The sequence below is a fragment of the Mesotoga sp. genome (assembly GCF_035363035.1).
GTDB lineage: Bacteria > Thermotogota > Thermotogae > Petrotogales > Kosmotogaceae > Mesotoga.
The window spans coordinates 18,338-37,200 of sequence record NZ_DAOSEH010000007.1 but is presented as its reverse complement, the minus strand read 5'-3'; the positions used below and the strand labels follow the sequence as shown (position 1 = coordinate 37,200).

18 protein-coding genes are annotated in these 18,863 nt (G+C 52.4%); 16 read left to right on the top strand and 2 right to left on the bottom strand.

The genetic code is table 11. From position 1 onward, the window contains the following. Position 1 precedes the first annotated feature (1 nt). The 3 genes from PKX57_RS02440 to PKX57_RS02430 all read left to right on the top strand — a co-directional run bounded on the left by PKX57_RS02440 (position 2) and on the right by PKX57_RS02430 (position 5,859). Positions 2-2,416, top strand: coding sequence for a molybdopterin cofactor-binding domain-containing protein (locus PKX57_RS02440; RefSeq protein ID WP_214048153.1), 2,415 nt, complete (start codon positions 2-4; stop codon positions 2,414-2,416). 97 nt (positions 2,417-2,513) lie between these two features. Then, complete coding sequence (locus tag PKX57_RS02435; protein ID WP_213920258.1) at positions 2,514-4,610, top strand: glycosyltransferase; 2,097 nt, start codon at positions 2,514-2,516, stop codon at positions 4,608-4,610. Between the two features lie 232 nt (positions 4,611-4,842). Continuing rightward, positions 4,843-5,859, top strand: a complete 1,017-nt coding sequence (locus PKX57_RS02430; protein ID WP_214048602.1) for an InlB B-repeat-containing protein — start codon at positions 4,843-4,845, stop codon at positions 5,857-5,859. Positions 5,860-5,938: 79 nt separating this feature from the next. On the opposite strand, the gene rnr is transcribed toward PKX57_RS02430, so the two are convergent. Continuing rightward, a complete protein-coding gene (rnr, locus tag PKX57_RS02425) occupies positions 5,939-8,140 on the bottom strand; it encodes a ribonuclease R (protein WP_214048152.1) in 2,202 nt (733 codons plus the stop codon). 97 nt (positions 8,141-8,237) lie between these two features. On the opposite strand from rnr, the gene PKX57_RS02420 reads away from it, so the two are divergent. The 13 genes from PKX57_RS02420 (at position 8,238) to PKX57_RS02360 (ending at position 17,927) form a co-directional block, all read left to right on the top strand. Then, the gene (locus tag PKX57_RS02420) at positions 8,238-9,260 is read left to right on the top strand and encodes a 6-phosphofructokinase (RefSeq protein WP_472411597.1); all 1,023 of its coding nucleotides are present in this window, start codon (positions 8,238-8,240) and stop codon (positions 9,258-9,260) included. Positions 9,261-9,269: 9 nt separating this feature from the next. Next, on the top strand, positions 9,270-9,785 hold the full coding sequence (gene amrA, locus PKX57_RS02415; RefSeq protein WP_169700541.1) for an AmmeMemoRadiSam system protein A: 516 nt from the start codon (positions 9,270-9,272) through the stop codon (positions 9,783-9,785). A 21-nt stretch (positions 9,786-9,806) separates the two neighbouring features. Continuing rightward, positions 9,807-10,802 (top strand): AmmeMemoRadiSam system radical SAM enzyme, encoded by a 996-nt coding sequence (gene amrS / locus PKX57_RS02410; RefSeq protein ID WP_213920046.1) that lies wholly within the window; start codon positions 9,807-9,809, stop codon positions 10,800-10,802. Then, the gene (locus PKX57_RS02405; RefSeq protein ID WP_213920045.1) at positions 10,772-11,812 is read left to right on the top strand and encodes an FAD:protein FMN transferase; all 1,041 of its coding nucleotides are present in this window, start codon (positions 10,772-10,774) and stop codon (positions 11,810-11,812) included. Before amrS ends, PKX57_RS02405 begins: the two co-directional genes overlap by 31 nt. Further along, complete coding sequence (locus PKX57_RS02400) at positions 11,809-12,156, top strand: NusG domain II-containing protein (RefSeq protein WP_213920044.1); 348 nt, start codon at positions 11,809-11,811, stop codon at positions 12,154-12,156. Before PKX57_RS02405 ends, PKX57_RS02400 begins: the two co-directional genes overlap by 4 nt. A gap of 63 nt (positions 12,157-12,219) precedes the next feature. Further along, the gene (locus PKX57_RS02395) at positions 12,220-12,753 is read left to right on the top strand and encodes a Gx transporter family protein (protein ID WP_472415945.1); all 534 of its coding nucleotides are present in this window, start codon (positions 12,220-12,222) and stop codon (positions 12,751-12,753) included. Further along, positions 12,741-13,304 carry a Maf family nucleotide pyrophosphatase gene (locus tag PKX57_RS02390; protein WP_213920042.1) on the top strand — a complete coding sequence of 188 codons (564 nt, stop codon included), beginning with the start codon at positions 12,741-12,743 and terminating at the stop codon, positions 13,302-13,304. The genes PKX57_RS02395 and PKX57_RS02390 overlap by 13 nt, the downstream gene beginning before the upstream one ends. A gap of 18 nt (positions 13,305-13,322) precedes the next feature. After that, positions 13,323-14,006, top strand: a complete 684-nt coding sequence (radC, locus tag PKX57_RS02385; RefSeq protein ID WP_213920049.1) for a RadC family protein — start codon at positions 13,323-13,325, stop codon at positions 14,004-14,006. Beyond that, positions 13,981-14,529 carry an HDIG domain-containing metalloprotein gene (locus PKX57_RS02380; RefSeq protein ID WP_213920041.1) on the top strand — a complete coding sequence of 183 codons (549 nt, stop codon included), beginning with the start codon at positions 13,981-13,983 and terminating at the stop codon, positions 14,527-14,529. Before radC ends, PKX57_RS02380 begins: the two co-directional genes overlap by 26 nt. A 128-nt stretch (positions 14,530-14,657) precedes the next feature. Next, entirely contained in the window at positions 14,658-15,326 is a 669-nt protein-coding gene (gene deoC / locus PKX57_RS02375; RefSeq protein WP_470745145.1) for a deoxyribose-phosphate aldolase, read from the top strand. A 1-nt stretch (position 15,327) separates the two neighbouring features. Next, positions 15,328-15,957 (top strand): cyclodeaminase/cyclohydrolase family protein, encoded by a 630-nt coding sequence (locus tag PKX57_RS02370; RefSeq protein WP_213920039.1) that lies wholly within the window; start codon positions 15,328-15,330, stop codon positions 15,955-15,957. Continuing rightward, positions 15,950-17,095, top strand: coding sequence for a tRNA guanosine(34) transglycosylase Tgt (tgt, locus tag PKX57_RS02365; RefSeq protein WP_213920038.1), 1,146 nt, complete (start codon positions 15,950-15,952; stop codon positions 17,093-17,095). The genes PKX57_RS02370 and tgt overlap by 8 nt, the downstream gene beginning before the upstream one ends. 4 nt (positions 17,096-17,099) lie before the next feature. After that, positions 17,100-17,927, top strand: a complete 828-nt coding sequence (locus PKX57_RS02360) for a hypothetical protein (protein WP_472415943.1) — start codon at positions 17,100-17,102, stop codon at positions 17,925-17,927. A gap of 156 nt (positions 17,928-18,083) precedes the next feature. Here PKX57_RS02360 and PKX57_RS02355 read toward each other — a convergent pair whose 3' ends face one another. Then, a complete protein-coding gene (locus tag PKX57_RS02355) occupies positions 18,084-18,812 on the bottom strand; it encodes a serine O-acetyltransferase (protein WP_472415941.1) in 729 nt (242 codons plus the stop codon). Positions 18,813-18,863 lie beyond the last annotated feature (51 nt).

Below are 18,863 nucleotides of genomic sequence, written 5' to 3'. Positions count from 1 at the left end.
GATGAAGAATATAAAAACCAATACCGGTGTTGGAAAGTGGTTGCCAAGAAAGTTCGATCTCGAAAAGGCGGCAGGTACTCTTCAGTTTGCCGATGATCTAAGGTTCGGACCGGAGCTCCTTCATGCTGCCGTCGTTCGCTCGTCTATTCCGCACGGCGAGATACTGTCGATCGATACAGCTCAGGCCCTTGAGGTGCCTGGGGTAGTGAAAGTTTTAGTTGGCGAGGATTTCCCTCACCATTTCGGTCTTTATCTCAAGGATCGAACGCCGATGGCCATCGGCAGAACTAGATACTGCGGAGAACCCGTGGCACTTGTGGTGGCCGAAGATGAAAACACGGCACGGGAGGCAGTGAAACGTGTCAGGGTCAATTACAAAAAGCTAGAAGCGATCTTCGATCCTGTGAAGGCCGCCACGACCAACACTGTTCTCGTTCATCCGGAGCTTCACAAATATGAGCACGTAGATTTCATAACGCCTCAACCCAACACGAACATAGGGAACTGGTTCAGAATAAGAAAGGGCGACGCAGAGAAAGCCTTCGGGGAGGCCGACCATATCTTCGAAGAGACCGTCACCTGTCCGCAGATAGCCCACGGCTTCCTCGAAACGCTGTGCTCGATCTGCAAGCAAGACCCTGCATCCGGCGAGATAACGATCTGGACATCTGCTCAATCGGCCTTCACCGTCAGGGATATAATCGCGAAAGGCATCGGCTATCCTCTCCATAAAATTAGAGTCGTAGCACCTCCCATAGGCGGAGGTTTCGGCGGAAAGGCCGGAATGACGATCGAGGCGCTCTGTCTGGCGGCCGCCATGGATAAGAATATAGCGGGAAGACCGGTCAAACTCTTTATACCAAGAGAAGAAGTGCTGCTCACATCCTGGGTTCGTCAGGGCTTCGTGGCTAAAATCGAGCTCGCGGTGAACAACGACGGTCTGATACAGGCAATCCGCAATACCTTCTGGTTCGACACGGGCATCTCGGCCGAGTATGGCGCCAACCCTGTCAGGAGCGCCGGCTATACGTCTATGGGAGCTTACAACATACCGAACGTCTGGTCCGACTGTTACGCAGTTTACACCAACAAACCCTTCGGGGGCGCTTACAGGGGGTTCGGCCTGCCCGAACTCATGAGCGCGCTAGAGGTCGTGATAGACATCGCCGCCGACAAGTTGCACATCGATCCGGTGGAGTTCAGAAAGAAAAACCTTCTAAGGAAAGGCCAGACCACATGCACCGGTATGCCTATGCACGATCATGCACTCGATAAAATCATCGACCGGGTTGCCGCGAGTCTCAAGATTTCGCAGAAGGAACCACCCCTCAGGAAAGGCTGGAAAAGGGGCAAAGGAATAGCCCTCGCGATAAAGGCCCCGGCTATTCCCGCTGACGCTTCCTCTTCGGCTATAGTGAAACTGAATGGCGACGGAACGGTCGAAGTCCTCGCGGCTACGATGGATATGGGGCAGGGGACTTACAGCGCTTACGCGCAGATCGTCTCGGAAGAACTCGGCGTACCGTACGACTGGATAAAAGTTTACTACCCAGACACTCAGAGCCACCCTTATGACTGGCAAACGGTTGCCAGCCGCTCCTGCTGGTCCATGGGAATGGCAGTGAAACGTGCAGCCTGCGACGTGAGGGAAAAACTCATAGCATTGTTTTCGGAGTACTGGCAGGTTTCGTGTGACAGTATAAGTATTGAATACGGAGTCATAAAATGTAGAAAACTCGGAAAGAACGAAAGAATCGACGAAAGAGTGCAGAATGGCTTCAAAATGCCAGACGGCGTTTTGAAGGGTGGTCCAATTATAGGTACTGGATCATTTACGCCTCCAGATATAATCTACCCCGACATCGATACCGGACAATCGGCCAAGAGCGTGGTCCACTTCACTCTTGGAGCTATCGGGGTGGATATGGAAGTCGATCCCGGAACCGGAAAGATCGTAATAAACAGAGCGGTCGCCGGTTACGATGTGGGAAAGGCGATAACGCCGATCAACGTGCGCGGTCAGATAGAGGGCGGAACTGTGCAGGGCCTTTCGGCCTGCCTTATGGAGGCCATGGCCTACGATGAAAATGGCAAACTGCTGACTCCCGATTTCACCGATTACAAAATAGCGACTTTTAAAGATGCACCTGCCGAGATAGAGGCCTTCTGGGAAGAGACACCCGAAGAGATTTCTCCATACGGTAACCGTGGAGTCGGGGAGCATTCGATGATCGCACCGGCTCCCGCTACAAACAACGCCCTTTTCAACGCTACCGGTATGAGAATACACAGCTACCCGCTGAGCAGGGAAAGGGTTTTCAAAGCCCTCCATGCGAAGGAAAGGGGAGAGACAGACTTCTGGGAGTGGCCTTACGCACTCGACCTGGCTTTCAGAAAGGCAAAAAAAGAGTGGTGAGCGACAGGCCTTCTCAGTAACAGCCCAACGCCCAACGGTCGGCCACAATAGAGGATTTTCGATACGGACCTGCTATCATCTATTCGGAGGTGCACCCGTGAAATATGAAGTTGGCAGGTTCACAGAAAATCTCAAAGAAGTAGCTTCGAAGGTCGATAAATACGAAATCGATCTCGAAGAGGCTGTAAAGGCTTTGAGAAGATTTGGATTCGTAGAGGACGATTACTCCGCCCTTGAGTATCTCACAGGTGAGATGACTAATTCTTCCAGATTATTCGAGCTTGGAAGATCCCGCAACGCTTATATAAGAGTTCTTGCATACATTCGTCTGGGCGGGATGCTCCCTCCGGATGGACTTTCCAAATTCATCAAAAGCCTTGAGTTAGAAAGGCTTGCAATAACGGCCCTCATGCGTGGAATGGCGAGAAATGGCAGAACACTTCCGGTCGAAACCCTCTACTTCCTTTTCGGAATGGACCTCGAGATTGATGAGCTGCTACTGGAAACCGTGGAGCTCAAAGATCGTGAGACCAATTCCGCCTTTTTGCTCGAATCGTCCATGCTGAGAGGAAATAGTCTAAAGTTCACGGGAGATATGGAAGAGGAGCTAATGAAGGGGGGAAAGAGAGGGGCTCTGGCACTGGATTATCTCGATTTTCACAACGTAAACTGGTTGGAATATCTGAACCGCTCCAACCTTTCCGATCCCACTATCTCGATGAAAGCCATACTCAAAGCGGTCAGGCGGGGAATCGTTCCAGAGTTCCTTTCGAAATGCCGGTTCAATTGGGCGGACAACCTTTACCGTTCTCTAGAAAAACTGAGAGGCGTTCACACTGCCGGTGGATCACTGATCCAGTTTTCTTTTCACGGTGATCCTTTCAAATCAGGCCAGGGCTCCAGTGGCGGAATCGGGACTTTTCTCAGAACTCTCGGGAACGAACTTGCCGATATTTTGGATAGCGTAGTTACCGTTGTACCCCTCGAAGAAACGGAGCTGGATGATAATTTACAGCTCTATAGGGTCGAAAAAGACGGCCACTTATTCCTCTACTTTCCGTTTTATGGTTATCAGAAGCTGAAAGCCGCTCATTTCATCGGTTCTCAATGGTCGCTGGCTTCGACGATAGATGACATTCTTTCAATAGCTGGAATCTCTCCGGCGTATTTCCATACGAGGTTTTCTGATTACGCTTCGCTATCCATGATGAAACTTGCAAGAATCAAAGGAATAAAGACCCACTTCACGCTGACTGTCGACCCTCAGAGAAGGTTCTCCGGTAACGGGGGGACTCTGCTTGAGACTGGAATCGAAAAGATTATGGAGGATACTTCTCGGGTCCAGATCTCCTGGAGAATGCTAAGAGAGAGTGATAGTTTGATAGGAATAGGAGCAAGGCAGAGCGAACGTCAGCTGATTTCTTACTACCCATCTTTGATAAAAGAAGATCTACGCTCTAAGTTGAACATGGTACCGGAAGGAATATCCTTGAGAGATGAATGTCCTGCCGAAATACGCCATAGATATACCGGATACAATTCGCTGTTCGAGGTGGAAAGAAAGTACCACATCGAGCGCGACAGAAAAACTCTGCCCGTTATTCTCACGGTGGGGAGACTGGATCCGCTCAAAGGACAGTTTAAACTCCTTAAGGCCTGGGGAGAATCCCCGCTCTTCAACAGATACAACCTCGTCATCGTAGGAGGCAGTGTAGAGGACCCCGATGAAGTAGAAGCCGGAGAGCTGAGAAAGATAGAGGAGTACATACGTAAGTACCCCCGGCTTTCGACGGGGTTCTGTCATCTCTCGGCCATGGGAAACGATTACATACGCTGTCTCGAAAAAGATATCGCGGTCTCGCAAGGTCCACGGCCACCAGTCTATGCAGCACCCTCTTTTAAAGAGGAGTTCGGCATAGCGATTCTTGAAGCCATGGCGGCTGGTTTTTTAGCGATAGCTCCACGCAGAGGTGGTGTGAAAGAGTATATAAAGCACGGTTTGAATGGATTCCTAATCGATACCACCTCCGTAGAGACCATCAAAAGGTACCTAGTCAAAATACTTCTTGACAGAGACCTATCGCCACGCAAAATGAAAATGCTTGCCGAAAACGGCAGCAGGACGGTGTATAGAAGGTATTCGATTTCTGTCGTCGCCGGAATGTTTGCCGATATCTACAAATCGCGCCGCTAATCGTCCGTATTCATGAGGCTAGAGGATAAAGATAGAGGTATGTTGAGATTTGGCATTGTTATGAAAGTAATAATTGCTAAAATCGTTCTATCCACTCCGGTGAAACAGACTACCGAAAAAACCCGTCACTTTTTGATTTTGTCATAACCCACCCTTTGTCACGGCCCCGAGTTTTTTGTCAGCACAGGTGAATGCAGGAACGGTTATTTTATCGCTGAAGGAGGGCTAGAGAATGAAGAAGGTTATCCCGCTGTTGGTAGCGTTGGTGTTGATCGTTTTTGGGGCTTGCGAGTATTTGAGCAAACCTGTCACTTACGTACTCACTGTATTGCACGAAGGCAACGGCTCGGTCGTCGTTACTCCGGAAAAGGACAAGTACAGATTCAACGAGACGGTTTCGCTTGAAGCCGTTCCCGACGAGGGGTGGAAATTCACTCAATGGACGGGGGATCATTCCGGAACCAGCAGACACGCCACCATAAAAATGAATCAGTCCAAGGAGATCGTGGCCCACTTTGAAAAGCAAAAGGTCGTCGTCGCGGTGAACATAGTCCCGCTCGAAGGCGGAACTGTAACGGGGGAGGGGACCTACGATTACGACGAGCTCGTTACGCTGACCGCCCTGCCCAACCCTCCCTTCAACCTCGGAGGCTGGTACAGGAACGACGCTCTGGTGGCGTCCACTCCGGTCTTTTCCTTCAACACGAAAGATTACTTCCAGACTCAGGAAGCTTACGATCTGGATTTCAAGGTGGAATTCGATCCCAAGACTCTCGAAGTGACCGTGGCAGCGACGCCGACGGACGCGGGTATCACGACCGGTGGAGGCACTTATCTCTACGGAGATGAAGTGACGATAGGCGTGACTCCCACCGACGGCCTGAGCTACGAAGGCTGGTTTGTGGGCGAGCAGCTTCTTACGGGTGAACCCTGGTACACTTTCAGCAACGAGGAGATCGCCCAGTACGCTTTCTCCGGTCCTCAGGCGGGGTTCACGGCTATGGCCCGGTTCGGTCCGCCGACTTACCAGGTTACTCTTTCGGCCTCTCCGACGGAAGGAGGAAAGGTTTCAGGCTGCGGAAAGTACAAAAAGGGAGACATAGTGACGATAGTTGCTATAGCGAACGAGCCTTACACTTTTACCGGCTGGTACACGGTTGAAGAATACGGCACTTATCTCTTCAGTCCGGCGTGGGAATACTCGTTCCCGGCCATGAACATCGCGCTGGTGGCTTTTTTCGTGAAATGAGCAGCTTTGCCGATCTTTCGATCCTTCGGCCAGCGTCTTTGTGATCTGTAAAAAGGGCGGGAAGTTCCCGCCCTTCCCTTTATTTATGGCGCTTTTTCGGCTTTTTCGACCTGGTTTTCTGTTCGTGACTGGTTTTTTTAACGGGCTTTTTCTCTTTTTCAACTATGTTGAAATCTATCTCCATGGTCGTTTTATCGGCCCTGACCGCCTGAACTTTCAGGTCGTCGCCGATCCTGAAGATCCTCTTGTTCTTTCTCCCGACCAGTATGTTCTGGTTTTCTATGAAGTCGTAATAGTCGTCCAGAGTGGATATGTGCACCAGGCCGGATATCATCTTTTCGGTTATTTCCACGAAGATTCCGAACTTCGTGAGACCGGTTATAACGCCCTGGAAAACTTCGCCTATGTGGTTGGAGATATATTCGACCTTCTTCATGTCCAGCAGGTCCCACTCGGCCTCGTTGGCGACTCGCTCCCTTTTGGAAGCCCATGAGGCTATGGAGGGGAGATTTTCCTCGTACTCTCTCTGTTCGTCGGTGAGTTCGCCGTTTCCACGGGAGGAGAAGACCTTCAGCAGTCTATGGACGACCAGGTCGGGATACCTCCTTATAGGCGAGGTGAAATGTGTGTAAGCCTGTGAGGCCAGACCAAAGTGGCCGATATTGTTTTCGGAGTAGACGGCGCGTTTCATACCCCTCACCAGCACTCTCTCAATCGAGGCGTGGAGCGGATGATCTTTTGTCTTCTCCAGTATCTGCTGCAACGCTTTAGGTTGTACGTTGCGCGGAAGTTTAACGTTCATGCCAAGGGCTTCGAGGTAGTTCTTCAGCTGCATCATCGACTCGGCGTCGGGTTCCTCGTGGATTCTATAGACGAAGGGGAGGCCGCGGTCGTTGAAGAGTTCGGCCACCGTTTCGTTGGCCAGTATCATGAACTCCTCTATGATCCATTCGGAAACTCCCCGTGACTGGGGTATAATGTCGAGCACCCGGCCTGTGTCGCTGAAGACGATCTTGACCTCGCGCGATGATATATCCATAACCGAGCCGCGCTTTTTGCGGTTCTCCCGGATCTTGCCGGCCAGTTCGTGCGAGAGCAGGAGACTCCCGCTCACCGGTTCGAGTTTTTCAAGCGTCTCTCTGGAGGCCGTGCCCTCGAGAAACTCGTTCACCTCAGTGTACGTGAGCCGTCTTTTAGAACGGATAACGCCGCGCTCAACCTTCGAGGAAAGCAGTTTCCCGCGCGGGTCGAGCTCCATGATAAGAGAAAGCGTCAGTCTGTCTTCGTCTGGTTTTAGCGAGCAGATGTTGTTCGAGAGCTCGAAGGGCAGCATCGGAATTACCGTGTCCAGCAGATAGACGGAAGTTCCCCGCGAGAAGGCCTCTCTGTCTATCGCCGAGCCTTCAAAGACATAATGCGAGACGTCGGCTATGTGTACTCCGAGCAGGTAGTTCCCGTTTTCCAGACGGACCAGTGAGATGGCGTCGTCGAAGTCCTTGGCGTCTTCGCCGTCGATCGTGTACACGATCTCGCTCCTGAAATCCTTCCGGCCTTTCAGATCTCTTTCCGGAATCGTCGAGGAGATCTTCTTCGCCTGTGCGCTCACTTCCTGCGGGAACTCATCGGGTTCGGGAAGGTCGTGCCGGTATATCACCGTCATGAGATCGACCTCCGGAGCGCTAGAGTCGCCTAGAACCCTCTCGACCGACCCTTCGGGATTTCTGCCCGGCGTGGGGTATTTGGTGATTTTGATTATCACTTTGTCGTCGAGTTTGGCACCGTTGAACTCCTCGGGGGGAATGTAAAAGTCGTTCTTTAACTTCACATCGTCCGGTACCACGAAGGCGAAGATCCCCCTGGTCTTGAAAGTTCCCACAACCCTGGTTTTATTTCGCTTGAGGACCTTGATTACCCTTCCCCTGTGGATGTCTTTGTAGTCGCCCGTAACTTCTACCATCACGGTATCTCCGTGAATCGCGAAGCCTGCCTCTTCGGGCGGAATGAAGATCTCCTCTCCTCCAGGTTCGATAACGAAGGCGCCAAGACCGCGCCTGGTAAATTCTATGATGCCGGTCAGATTGTTGCTTCCAGGAACGATGTATCTGCCCCTGGAATCGCGCACGATTTCACCCGTACCGGTCATCTCCTCGAGCAGGGTTTTCAGTTCGCTCTTCGATGTTTTGTCGCTTGCTCCCAGTTGCAAAGCCAGGCTCTTCAGCGTCCCGGGAGTGTATTCGGGTGAGTTGAAGTGTGTTCGCAGTGATTTCAAAGTTAGCTTCATTAGCCTCTTTCCTTTCGTTTTTACCTGAATTTCGTACCCATTTATGTTATAATTATACAGTGTCTTTCGTTATATATATTCAAACAGGAGGTTCGCAATGCGAATTGGAATTTTGACCGGTGGCGGGGACTGCCCTGGCCTGAACGCGGTTATCAGAGGAATAGTGAAATCTGCACCCGAAAACGTAGAAATCATAGGAATCATGCATGGATGGAAGGGGCTTGTTCAGGGAGAGTACATGAAACTGACCGGAGACGATGTGGAGGGCATACACATCCTCGGCGGAACTATTCTGGGCACATCGAGAATCAATCCCTTCAGGTCGGAGGAAATGAGAACCAAACTCGAAGAAAATATTAAGAAGCTGGGGCTGGACGTCATAATCGGCATCGGTGGCGACGATACGCTCAGTGTCACGGCCAAGCTGGCCTCCATGGGCTACAGGACGGTCGGCGTACCCAAAACGATAGACAACGACGTTTCCAACACCGACTACACCTTCGGCTACCATACGGCCGTCAACGTCGGGGCCGATGCGATCGACAGACTGCATTCAACCGCCAAATCCCACGGAAGGGTCATATTCGTCGAGCTTATGGGACGCGAAGCCGGCTGGATAACTCTCGAAGCGGGACTGGCCGCTGGAGCTCACCTGATCCTGATCCCCGAATATCCCATGACTATCGAAGAAATAATAGGATATATCAACAGGAGGATGAAGGATAAGGGTTACATGATAATCGCCACGGCCGAGGGTTTCAAACCCACAGAGCTGGAGAATGTCGTAGGCGACAAAAACCATATAGATGCCTTCGGCCACATAAAGCTCGGCGGAATAGCCCACTATATGGCCGAAGTGGTAGGAGAGAGGACTGGATACGATACACGATCGATGGCTTTGGGATACCTTCTCAGAGGCGGAACACCGACGGCCTTCGACAGGTTACTCGGTACCAGATACGGCGTTCACGCCATGGAGCTGGTTCTCAAGGGCGATTTCGGTAGAATGGTAGCCCTGAGGGGAAACGAAATAGTGTCGATACCTCTGGAATATGGAATAGCCACCAAGAAACTCGTTCCTTACGAATATTACAAACTGGCGCAAATATTCTTTGGTTGAGGAGCATATATGGAAAACTCTGAACCGGTAAGGCTCGCCAGATACGCGATTGAAGAGCGCATCAGGAATGGACGAGTTCCCTCCATACCCGAATGGGTTTCCCGGGAACTCAGAACGATGATGGCCGGGTGCTTCGTATCGATTCACAAGAGTGACGGAGCCCTGAGGGGCTGCATAGGTACGCTCTCGCCCGTAACAGGTAACCTGGCGAGCGAGATACTCCAGAACGCTGTGTCCTCGGCGACCCGGGACCCTAGATTCCCGCCAATCGAGCCAGAAGAGCTCGACGAACTCGTGATAACCGTTGACGTACTGGGAGAGGCCGAAGCGACAACCACCGAAGAACTCGATCCAAAGCGATACGGAGTAATCGTTCAGCACGGCTGGAAGAAGGGCGTGCTTCTTCCCGATCTGGAGGGGGTAGATACAGTCGACGAACAACTCAGAATCGCTCTCATGAAGGCGGGAATAAGCAAGGGCGAGAGTTACCGAATATATCGATTCACCGTAAAAAGGTATCACTAGATAACCTGAGAGGTGATTTTTGTGAAACCGGCCGTATATTTCGACGAGTACGACGAAGGGAGTACTCTCCAGTGTCTATTGTGCCCCCGTCATTGCGTGATAAAGCAGGGCGAAGTAGGCTTCTGCAAAACGAGGAGAAACGTTGACGGAATGCTGTACTCCCTGAACTACGGGCAGTTGACCTCGATCGCCGTAGACCCGATAGAAAAGAAGCCGCTCTTTCACTTCTTTCCGGGAGAGACGATACTCTCCGTCGGTTCCTGGGGCTGCAATTTGAACTGTGAATTCTGCCAGAACTGGGAGATCTCCAAGGACAGACCGAAGGTACTCAAGCACGTCATGCCCCAGCAGCTGATCCAGATAGCCACCGAAAGAAAATCCAAAGGGATCGCCTTCACCTACAACGAACCCATAGTCTCTTTCGAATTCATTCTCGACACATCGCGCGCCGCATCCAAAGAGGGGATATACAGTGTGCTCGTCACCAACGGCGTTATAGAGAGAGAACCCATGGAGCTTCTGGCCCAGTCGATGAGGGCGATGAATATAGATATAAAAGGCTGGAACGATGATTTCTACAAAAAGGAAATCGGAACCGACAAAGCAAACGTACTTCGGTCCATCGAGATCGCACTCAAGTCCGGTGTGCACATGGAACTCACGACCCTGATCATACCCGGGAAGAACGACAGTCCCGAAGAGATGGAAGAAGAGGCTTTGTGGATAAAGAACCTGTCGCCGGACATACCGCTCCACATAAACAGATACTTTCCCAATTACCACTACACAGCCCCGGCAACTGAGGTCGAATCGCTTCTAGAGCTGGCTTCGAAGGCGAAGGAACACCTGAACTACGTTTACGTGGGCAACGTCGCACTCGAAGGCTACAACGATACGTTGTGTCCTAACTGCGGAAACCTGCTCGTAGAGAGAAGGGACTACAACGTTGTCGTGAGTGGAGTGGATGAAAAAGGCAGGTGCACCAGTTGTCAAAGAGAAATATCGCTAGTTTTCTGAAAGGCAGAGTCCTCTTTTACGGAATCCTTCTGGTCGCGGCCGCCGCGATCTTGACCTACCTCTTCCTCAGGGAAAAGCCGGTAGAGTACTACGACAGGACCGAGTACTACCTGGGAACCTACGTAACGGTGAGAGTCGGCTCGAAAACACTCTCACCGCTGGTGCTGGCCGATGCGGCCATGAAAGAAATAAAGAGGATCGACGAAAAGTTCGGCGGCAGAGGCTCGGGGACGATCGCTCAACTGAACGCGACCGGCCAGGCCAACGATCTCGACAATGAGACGATGTTTCTCATCAAGTCGGCGCTGAAAGTGGCCGAAAACACCGGTGGCGCCTTCGATCCAACGCTCTTCACGCTGACCGCCCTATGGGGCTTCGACTATGCCGACTCCGAAAATAGAGTTCCTCTCGACAGCGAAATAGTTTCGGCACTCGCGAAAACCGGTTACCGAAGAGTGGAGCTTGACGAAAATAACATGGCCGTCAGGCTGCCTGAAGGGCTAACCCTTGATCTGGGCGGGATCGCCAAGGGTTACGCCGTGGATCTGGCGATCGCCAGAATAAAATCGCTCGATCCCCAGGCCACAGGCTTCATAGACGCCGGTGGCGATATCGGCGTTATCGGGCCCAAATACGGCAACAGGCCCTGGATAGTCGGAATACGCGATCCCAGGGGAAATAGCGTACAGGACGTGGTAGAGTACATATACCTCTACGACGGCGCCGTGGCCACCTCGGGCGACTACGAAAGGTTTTTCGTTGTCGATGGCATAAGGTACCACCACATACTCGACCCGAAAACTGGCAGCCCTTCGAGGAGCGGAGCGATAAGCGCCACGGTAATAAACAAAAGCGCGATGCTCGCCGACGCCTACGCGACAGCGGCCTTCGTGATGGGTAAAGACCCGGGAATAACCTTCCTTCCCAGGTACGGTACGCTCGTCTTTCTGGTGATGGAGGATCGAAGCACCTTCAAATCGCCGGGATTCGAGGTCTATCAGCAGAAATGAAGTTTCTCGGCAAGTTCGACTGGCTCATAATTGTCATACTGATCCTGGCGGCGATCATACTCTTCATCCCGCATGGACAATCGGCCCCGATAGCGGAGATCTACCACGACGGGAGACTGGTGATGACGGTCGATCTTCGCGTGGATTCACATTTCAGCCTGGAGGGCATGGAAATCGCCGTGAGTGGCGGCAGAATCTCGGTCGTCGATTCCGACTGCCCAGACAGGATCTGCGTGAACCAGGGAGCCATCGACAGGCCGGGAATTCCGATCGTCTGCGTTCCCAACAGGGTAGTGATAAAGATTCCGGCAGGCGATACGCAGTTCGACGCGATAACTCAGTGAAGAGAAAGGACAGAGGCAGGCCAGTACGCGGCGCGACTGGATAATCTGAACGGTGGACGGGCTATGACATATCGCGATTCAGACGCTCAAACCGCAAAGAGAATAACGACGCTTTCCATGCTGGTAGCCATGGGCTCGGTGATGTACCTTCTCGAAAGTTTAATACCCTTTCCGCTGCCTGTCCCTGGCGGAAGATGGGGCTTCTCGAACCTCGTGCTTCTGCTGGCCGTCAACGGCCTCTCCCTGCGCGATACCCTGTATCTGGCCATAGGAAAGACACTCGTAGGAGGACTTCTCACCGGTCGTCTGGGTACGCCGGGCTTCATCATGGGAATATCTGGAATAGTCGCCTCGGCGCTCCTGATGTGGCTCCTCTCCAGAAGCCGGTTATTCGGCATGGCAGGTATCAGCCTTGCCGGCGCCGCCGTTAGCAACCTCGTGCAGCTATTCGTCGCCGCCTGGCTTATAGTGAGGAGCGGGGAGATACTCTTCCTCTATCCCTACATGCTTCTGCTCGGTTCGATCTCGGCCCTCATAAACGCCTACATAGTACACGAAGTGATAAGAAGGATAGGTGATACCATATGGTTCGACTGATACTGGCCTCCTCTTCGCCGCGCCGCAAAGAACTGCTGCTACTCCTCAGAGTCGCCTTCGAGACCGTCCCACCCGTCGGAGTGAAGGAAGAACTCTCCGCGTCCTTCGACCCGGACGAACTCGCGGACCTCTCCTTCAGAAAGGCGCGGAACGTTTACGAAAGACATCCCGACGCGGTGGTCATAGGGGCCGACACTGTCGTAGTGCTCGAGAACGCCGTCCTCGGAAAACCATCATCGAAGGATGAGGCTTTCGAAATGCTGGTGCGGCTCTCGGAAAAGATGCATTACGTCTTCACGGCCGTATCGGTGCTCGAGCGTCGATGGAATTTCAGTTTCATAGAGCGAACCGCAGTCAAATTCCGCAAGATACCGCCCGCGCTGATCGGGGAATACGTCCAGACGGGCATCCCACTCGACAAGGCCGGGGCATATGGAATACAGGACTACGGCGCTCTTTTCACCGAAATCATAAACGGGGATTATTACAACGTAATGGGGTTGCCCATCGGTAGATTGTGGCAGGAACTAAATACCAGAGGGGTGATCTAGTTGGAAGACACGGTACTGATGCCCAGGGAGAAACTTCTCGAGCTCGGGGCGGAAAGACTCACGAACGAAGAACTCGTAGCCATCCTTTTGAGAACGGGGGTAAAGGGGAAGGGTGTGATGGAATTCAGCAAAGAACTCCTGAACCGGTACGGATCGCTCACGGCGCTGCTCTGCGCCGACGTGAGGGAAGTGATGAACGTCAAGGGAATGGGCTTGGCCAAGGCGGTTCTCTTCAAGGCCTCCCTGGAGCTTGGACACAGGGTTTTCAAAGAGATGTCCAAAAAGACCCGGATGAAACTCGACGAACCGGAAAGCGTTTATTATCTCTGCCACGATATGACACTGCTGGACAGAGAAACGGTGAGGGTGATCTCGCTCGACACCAAGTTGAATTATTGTGGTCTCAACACCGTCAGCGTGGGAATACTCGATTCCTCGCTCCTGCACCCGCGCGAAGTCTTCAAACCGGCCATCAGCAGAACGGCGGCTGCGATCATTCTCGTGCACAACCATCCGTCGGGAGATCCCAGTCCCAGCAAAGAAGATGGTAATATAACAAATAGAATTAAAGAAGCCGGCGAAACCTTGGGTATAAAGCTCCTGGATCATATAATTGTAGGGAAAGGCAGTTTTTTCAGTTTTACGGCGGGAAGGGTATTTTACACGGAGGTGGGCGATGATTTCCAGAGAAAGGGCTTATAGTCTGGTAGAGGAGCATTTGAAATCGAAAAACCTGGTCAAACACGTGATAGCCACCGAGGCGGTGATGCGTGCGCTGGCCGTCAGGCTCGGTCAGGATCCGGATAGCTGGGGCATGGCCGGTCTGCTCCACGATCTCGACTACGAATTCACCAAAGAACGCTTCGAAGAACACGCTTTGAAGACCGTCGAGATGCTCGCCGACGAGGACGTCTCGACCGAGATAAAGGACGCAATCCTCGCCCACTGCGAGAGAAAAGAAAGGCAAGCGCTTATCGAGAAGGCCATCTACGCGGCCGATCCCGTAACCGGCTTCATAGTCGCCGCCGTCCTCATACGGAAAGGAGCCAGACTGGCCGATATCGACGTGGAGTTCCTGCTCAACAGATTCAAAGAGAAGTCTTTCGCCAGGGGAGCCAGCAGGGAACAAATGGCCAGCTGTGAAGAACTCGGCCTGTCGCTCGAGGAGTTTCTTGACGTATCTCTCGGCGCGATGCAAAATATTTCCGCAGAACTGGGGTTGTAATTGTAGGGTATGGAAATGGCATAATAGATTGAAAGGGAGTGTTTCCAGTGATCGAGAAGATCATAGAATCGGAAATAACAAGATACAGGGAAAACTATGTACCGACCGTGAGAGAGGTGGCCGAAGAAATCGAACTGGCCGGGTACATAGACCACACTCTCCTGAAGGCCGACGCTACACCGGAGATGATCGTCAGGCTCTGCGATGAGGCCAGAGAGTTCAATTTCTGGAGTGTCTGTGTCAATACCGGATATCTCTCGCTCGTCAGTAAGGCGCTCGAAGGTTCGCCCGTGAAGAAGACGGTCGTTGTAGGCTTTCCTCTGGGACAGATGGCTACGATGACCAAGGGCGCCGAGACGGTGTGGGCTCTGGAAAACGGGGCCGATGAGTTCGATATGGTGATCAACGTCGGGTTACTGAAGGCGAGAGAGTATCAGAAGGTTTATGAAGATATATCGGAAGTGGTAGAATCGGCAGAAGGCAAAATCGTCAAAGTCATTCTCGAAAACTGTCTTTTGACGGAAGAAGAAAAAGTGGCCGCCTGCGCTATTTCGAGGGAGGCCGGTGCCGCTTTTGTCAAAACATCGACTGGCTTTTCCACCGGCGGGGCGACGATCGAGGACGTTTCGCTGATGAAATTCGTCGTCGGTGACCGTTGCAGGGTCAAGGCTTCCGGCGGAGTCAGAACCAGAGAGGACACCATAGCCATGATCAGGGCCGGAGCCGATAGAATAGGCACCAGTTCGGGCATAAAAATAGTGACTGGCGGGATCGCCAGAGATAAAGGGGGATATTGAGATGGATTTTTGCGCTCTTTCAGTAAAGGATTTTCTTAAGAAGGTGGCGGAAAAGAGTCCGACACCGGGTGGCGGAGCGGTCGGAGCTGTGGTGGCGGCGCTGGCGGCGTCTCTGGGCTCTATGGTGGCCAACCTCACGATAGGCAAAAAAGGATACGAAGATGTGGAAGGCCATATGGAATCGGCACTGGAGATCTGTGAAGCCGAGTCCGTTTATCTTTGCGAACTGGTGAACAAGGACATTCAGGCATTCGATCAGGTAATGTCCGCATACAAGCTTCCCAAAGCCACCGACGAAGAAAAAAACGCGAGGGAAATGAAGATACAGCAAGCCCTGAAGACCGCAATAGAGGTGCCTTTTGATCTGGCCAGAAGATGCAAGAATATCATAGTCAGCATAGAAAGGCTGGCCAAGTGGGGCAACCTCAACGTTCTATCGGACGCCGAGAGCGCCGCGTACCTGCTAATGGCGGTTTACAAGATTGCCTACGCCAATGTAATGATAAACATGAAGTCCCTGAAGGATGCGGAGTACGGCGCCTGGATCTCCGACGAGATGGCCCAGCTAGACAGGCAGATGACCGCAACCTATGACAGGATAATGGACGTACTCGGAAAACGTAATGGTTGAACTGAAATTAATAAAGAAAAGCAACGAATGCAAGGCCCGGCTTGGAAGACTGTGTACCGATCACGGTGAGATAGACACCCCCGTCTTCATGCCGGTGGGAACGAACGGAACCGTCAAGGGACTCTGGCAGAGCCAGCTGGAGTCCCTCCAGGCGGGCATTATACTGGGAAATGCCTTTCACCTGTATCTTAGACCGGGTCTGAATGTTTTGAGAGAGTTCGGCGGGCTTCACCGGTTCATGTCCTGGCCCCACTCGATCCTGACCGACAGCGGCGGCTTCCAGGTTTTTTCTCTGAGCGACAAGAAGATACTGGAAGAGGGAGTGAAGTTTCGCTCACCGCTCGACGGCAGCCAGATATTCATGACTCCCGAACTCTCGATGGAAATCCAGCAGGCGATAGGCTCGGACATCGCGATGGCCTTCGACGAGTGCGTCGAGCCGGGTGCTTCGAGAGAATACGTCGAAGACTCCGTGGGAAGAACCACGCGCTGGGCACGCCGCTGTATAGAGGCACACAGGGAAAGCGGGCAGGCACTTTTCGGTATCGTTCAGGGCGGTTTCTTCGAAGATCTGAGGGAGAGGAGCGCCGCCGAGATCACGTCGATGGATTTCGACGGGTTCGCGCTCGGCGGGCTGAGTGTGGGAGAGGAGTTCCCTATCACTACCAGGATACTCTCACATTCGGTCGATCTCCTTCCCTCCGATAGAGCCAGGTATCTCATGGGGATCGGCTCGCCGGACATAATTCTGGCCGCCGTGGAAAACGGCATTGATATGTTTGATTGCGTACTTCCGACGAGGATGGGAAGGCACGGCACGGCGCTGACCTGGACAGGAAGGGTCAACCTCAAGGCCGCGAGGAACAGGTTCGACAGGTCTCCGGTCGATGAAGAGTGTTCCTGCGCCGTTTGTTCGACTTACAGCAGGGCTTACATACATCATCTCCTCTCCAGAGACGAGATGCTTGGCAAGATCCTGTTGAGTTATCACAACATAAGTTTTCTGATGGAGTTCGTCAGAGAGCTGCGAGAAGCGATAGCCGAAGAAAGATATATGGATTTCAAAACCGAGTGCTTCAGGAATGGATTGATCGGGAGTGATAGTCTCGAAAGTTTTTCCAGCGAGCGGATGGGGTGATGTGATGAAGAGGTCTCTTGTCTTTTTCTTTGTGCTTTTCGGTGTTATTTCTCTGGCCCTGAATACTTTCAATCTCCAGACCGGCGGAAACGGCGTCATATCCACGGGGTTCAACTCCGGCTATGGCAGTCCTTCCGATCTGTACGGGATAGTGAACTCGGCCTTTTCCACAAACTTTATGGAGATTACCAGGAGCGCTTCGCCACTTGTCAACGAGCGGCATCTCTACGTGCAGCTCTTCGAAGATTCCGACGACAACATGGCCGGCGCCCTGCAGTACTACATGGATATAGGTCCCGGTTCCAGTCTTCGTTCTCTGAGCTACACGATTTCCGGCAATCTGGGCGCTCTGACCACCTACGGTGCCGACTTGAAAGTCAATATGCACGTGGCGACCGCAACGACTTACGATTTCGCGCTGAAGGGCGGTATATCCGGAAAGGCCTTCAAACTGCTGGATTACGTGGCGGCCTTCGAAAGCACCATCTGGTCGAGTGGCTTGAATAAAAACATCGTAGATTTGCTGGTCGGCGTCAGGTTCGTTCCCGATCCCTTCGTCATAGGTCTGGAACTGGGAACGAGAAACGGCATGGAGATCAGGTATTTCGGTCTGTCTACCCAGTACACCTACAACAAAATGTTCTCGGTGAGGGGCGGCGTCTCAATGAACATAGACCTAGAGAACAACATGGACTTCATAATCGGCGGCGGTATCGACGTCATGATCGGCAACATGCTTATAACTGGCGGAATAGGGACCAATCTGAACAGGAAGATCCCTTCCATAGCCTTCGAGAAGACCTGGAACGTAGCCATAATGGGCAAATGGTGATGTAGCCTTCAAGCAGGTTTCGGTTTTCCGCCCGCGGGCAAAACCAGCCTTGCCACGACTCCCGGTTTCTGGAAGCGTATTTCGAAGCCATAGATTCGCCCGGCGAGGATCCGGGTTTTGATATAAGGATACGGCTAGACGCATCCGACCTTGCCGTCAAGGGTTGTTGTACAGTGTTTTCCCCGCCTCCAGCGAATGAATCAACCAGACATTACCTCCGATCGTGCAATTATCTCCAATAACTGTATCTCCACCGAGCACCGTCGCCCCGGCATAAATCACGACGTGATTGCCGATTTCCGGGTGACGTTTGATTCCCTTGATGGGATTGCCGTTTTCATCCAGTTCGAAGCTCTTCGCTCCAAGTGTCACACCCTGATAGATCTTTACATGATCTCCTATCGTACAGGTTTCTCCAATGACAACACCTGTGCCGTGATCAATGAAAAAGTAGCTGCCTATGGACGCTCCCGGATGAATATCGATACCTGTTTTCTGATGAGCGTATTCGGTCATTACCCGGGGAATTAGAGGGATACCGAGTAGATAGAGTATATGCGCCAGCCGGTAGATGTTGATCGCTTCGAAGGCAGGATAAGCCACCATTATCTCTTCAAGAGACTGGGCCGCAGGGTCCCCCTCGTACGCTGCCTGCACGTCTTTCATAAGGGTTTCCGCCACGGCGGGCAGTTCGCTCACAAAATCCACTGCGATGCGTTCCAGCTTTTCGATGGATATCGCTGGTTGCGCTTGAGAGATCACCTCTCTCAGCAGATCCACGGCCATCGACAGAGATTCGTACTCCGACCCGGGTGGGCCGGCAGCGATTTCAGGGAAAATCGCGTCTCGAATCAGGTCGATCAGCCGTATAGTCTTCTGCCTCATACTGCCCAGCGAACGGAGTCCTCTGGACAGGTGAAGACTGTTAAACCGTTT

What these genes read in the sequence shown, in the direction of transcription:
- PKX57_RS02390 (WP_213920042.1), top strand. Translation starts at nt 12,741, where the DNA reads ATGGTTCGACTGATACTGGCCTCCTCTTCGCCGCGCCGCAAAGAACTG.
- PKX57_RS02380 (WP_213920041.1), top strand. Translation starts at nt 13,981, where the DNA reads ATGATTTCCAGAGAAAGGGCTTATAGTCTGGTAGAGGAGCATTTGAAA.
- PKX57_RS02355 (WP_472415941.1), bottom strand. Translation starts at nt 18,812, where the DNA reads ATGAGGCAGAAGACTATACGGCTGATCGACCTGATTCGAGACGCGATT.
- tgt (WP_213920038.1), top strand. Translation starts at nt 15,950, where the DNA reads ATGGTTGAACTGAAATTAATAAAGAAAAGCAACGAATGCAAGGCCCGG.
- PKX57_RS02360 (WP_472415943.1), top strand. Translation starts at nt 17,100, where the DNA reads ATGAAGAGGTCTCTTGTCTTTTTCTTTGTGCTTTTCGGTGTTATTTCT.
- PKX57_RS02430 (WP_214048602.1), top strand. Translation starts at nt 4,843, where the DNA reads ATGAAGAAGGTTATCCCGCTGTTGGTAGCGTTGGTGTTGATCGTTTTT.
- radC (WP_213920049.1), top strand. Translation starts at nt 13,323, where the DNA reads ATGCCCAGGGAGAAACTTCTCGAGCTCGGGGCGGAAAGACTCACGAAC.
- PKX57_RS02370 (WP_213920039.1), top strand. Translation starts at nt 15,328, where the DNA reads ATGGATTTTTGCGCTCTTTCAGTAAAGGATTTTCTTAAGAAGGTGGCG.
- rnr (WP_214048152.1), bottom strand. Translation starts at nt 8,140, where the DNA reads ATGAAGCTAACTTTGAAATCACTGCGAACACACTTCAACTCACCCGAA.
- PKX57_RS02420 (WP_472411597.1), top strand. Translation starts at nt 8,238, where the DNA reads ATGCGAATTGGAATTTTGACCGGTGGCGGGGACTGCCCTGGCCTGAAC.
- amrA (WP_169700541.1), top strand. Translation starts at nt 9,270, where the DNA reads ATGGAAAACTCTGAACCGGTAAGGCTCGCCAGATACGCGATTGAAGAG.
- PKX57_RS02440 (WP_214048153.1), top strand. Translation starts at nt 2, where the DNA reads ATGAAGAATATAAAAACCAATACCGGTGTTGGAAAGTGGTTGCCAAGA.
- PKX57_RS02395 (WP_472415945.1), top strand. Translation starts at nt 12,220, where the DNA reads ATGACATATCGCGATTCAGACGCTCAAACCGCAAAGAGAATAACGACG.
- PKX57_RS02400 (WP_213920044.1), top strand. Translation starts at nt 11,809, where the DNA reads ATGAAGTTTCTCGGCAAGTTCGACTGGCTCATAATTGTCATACTGATC.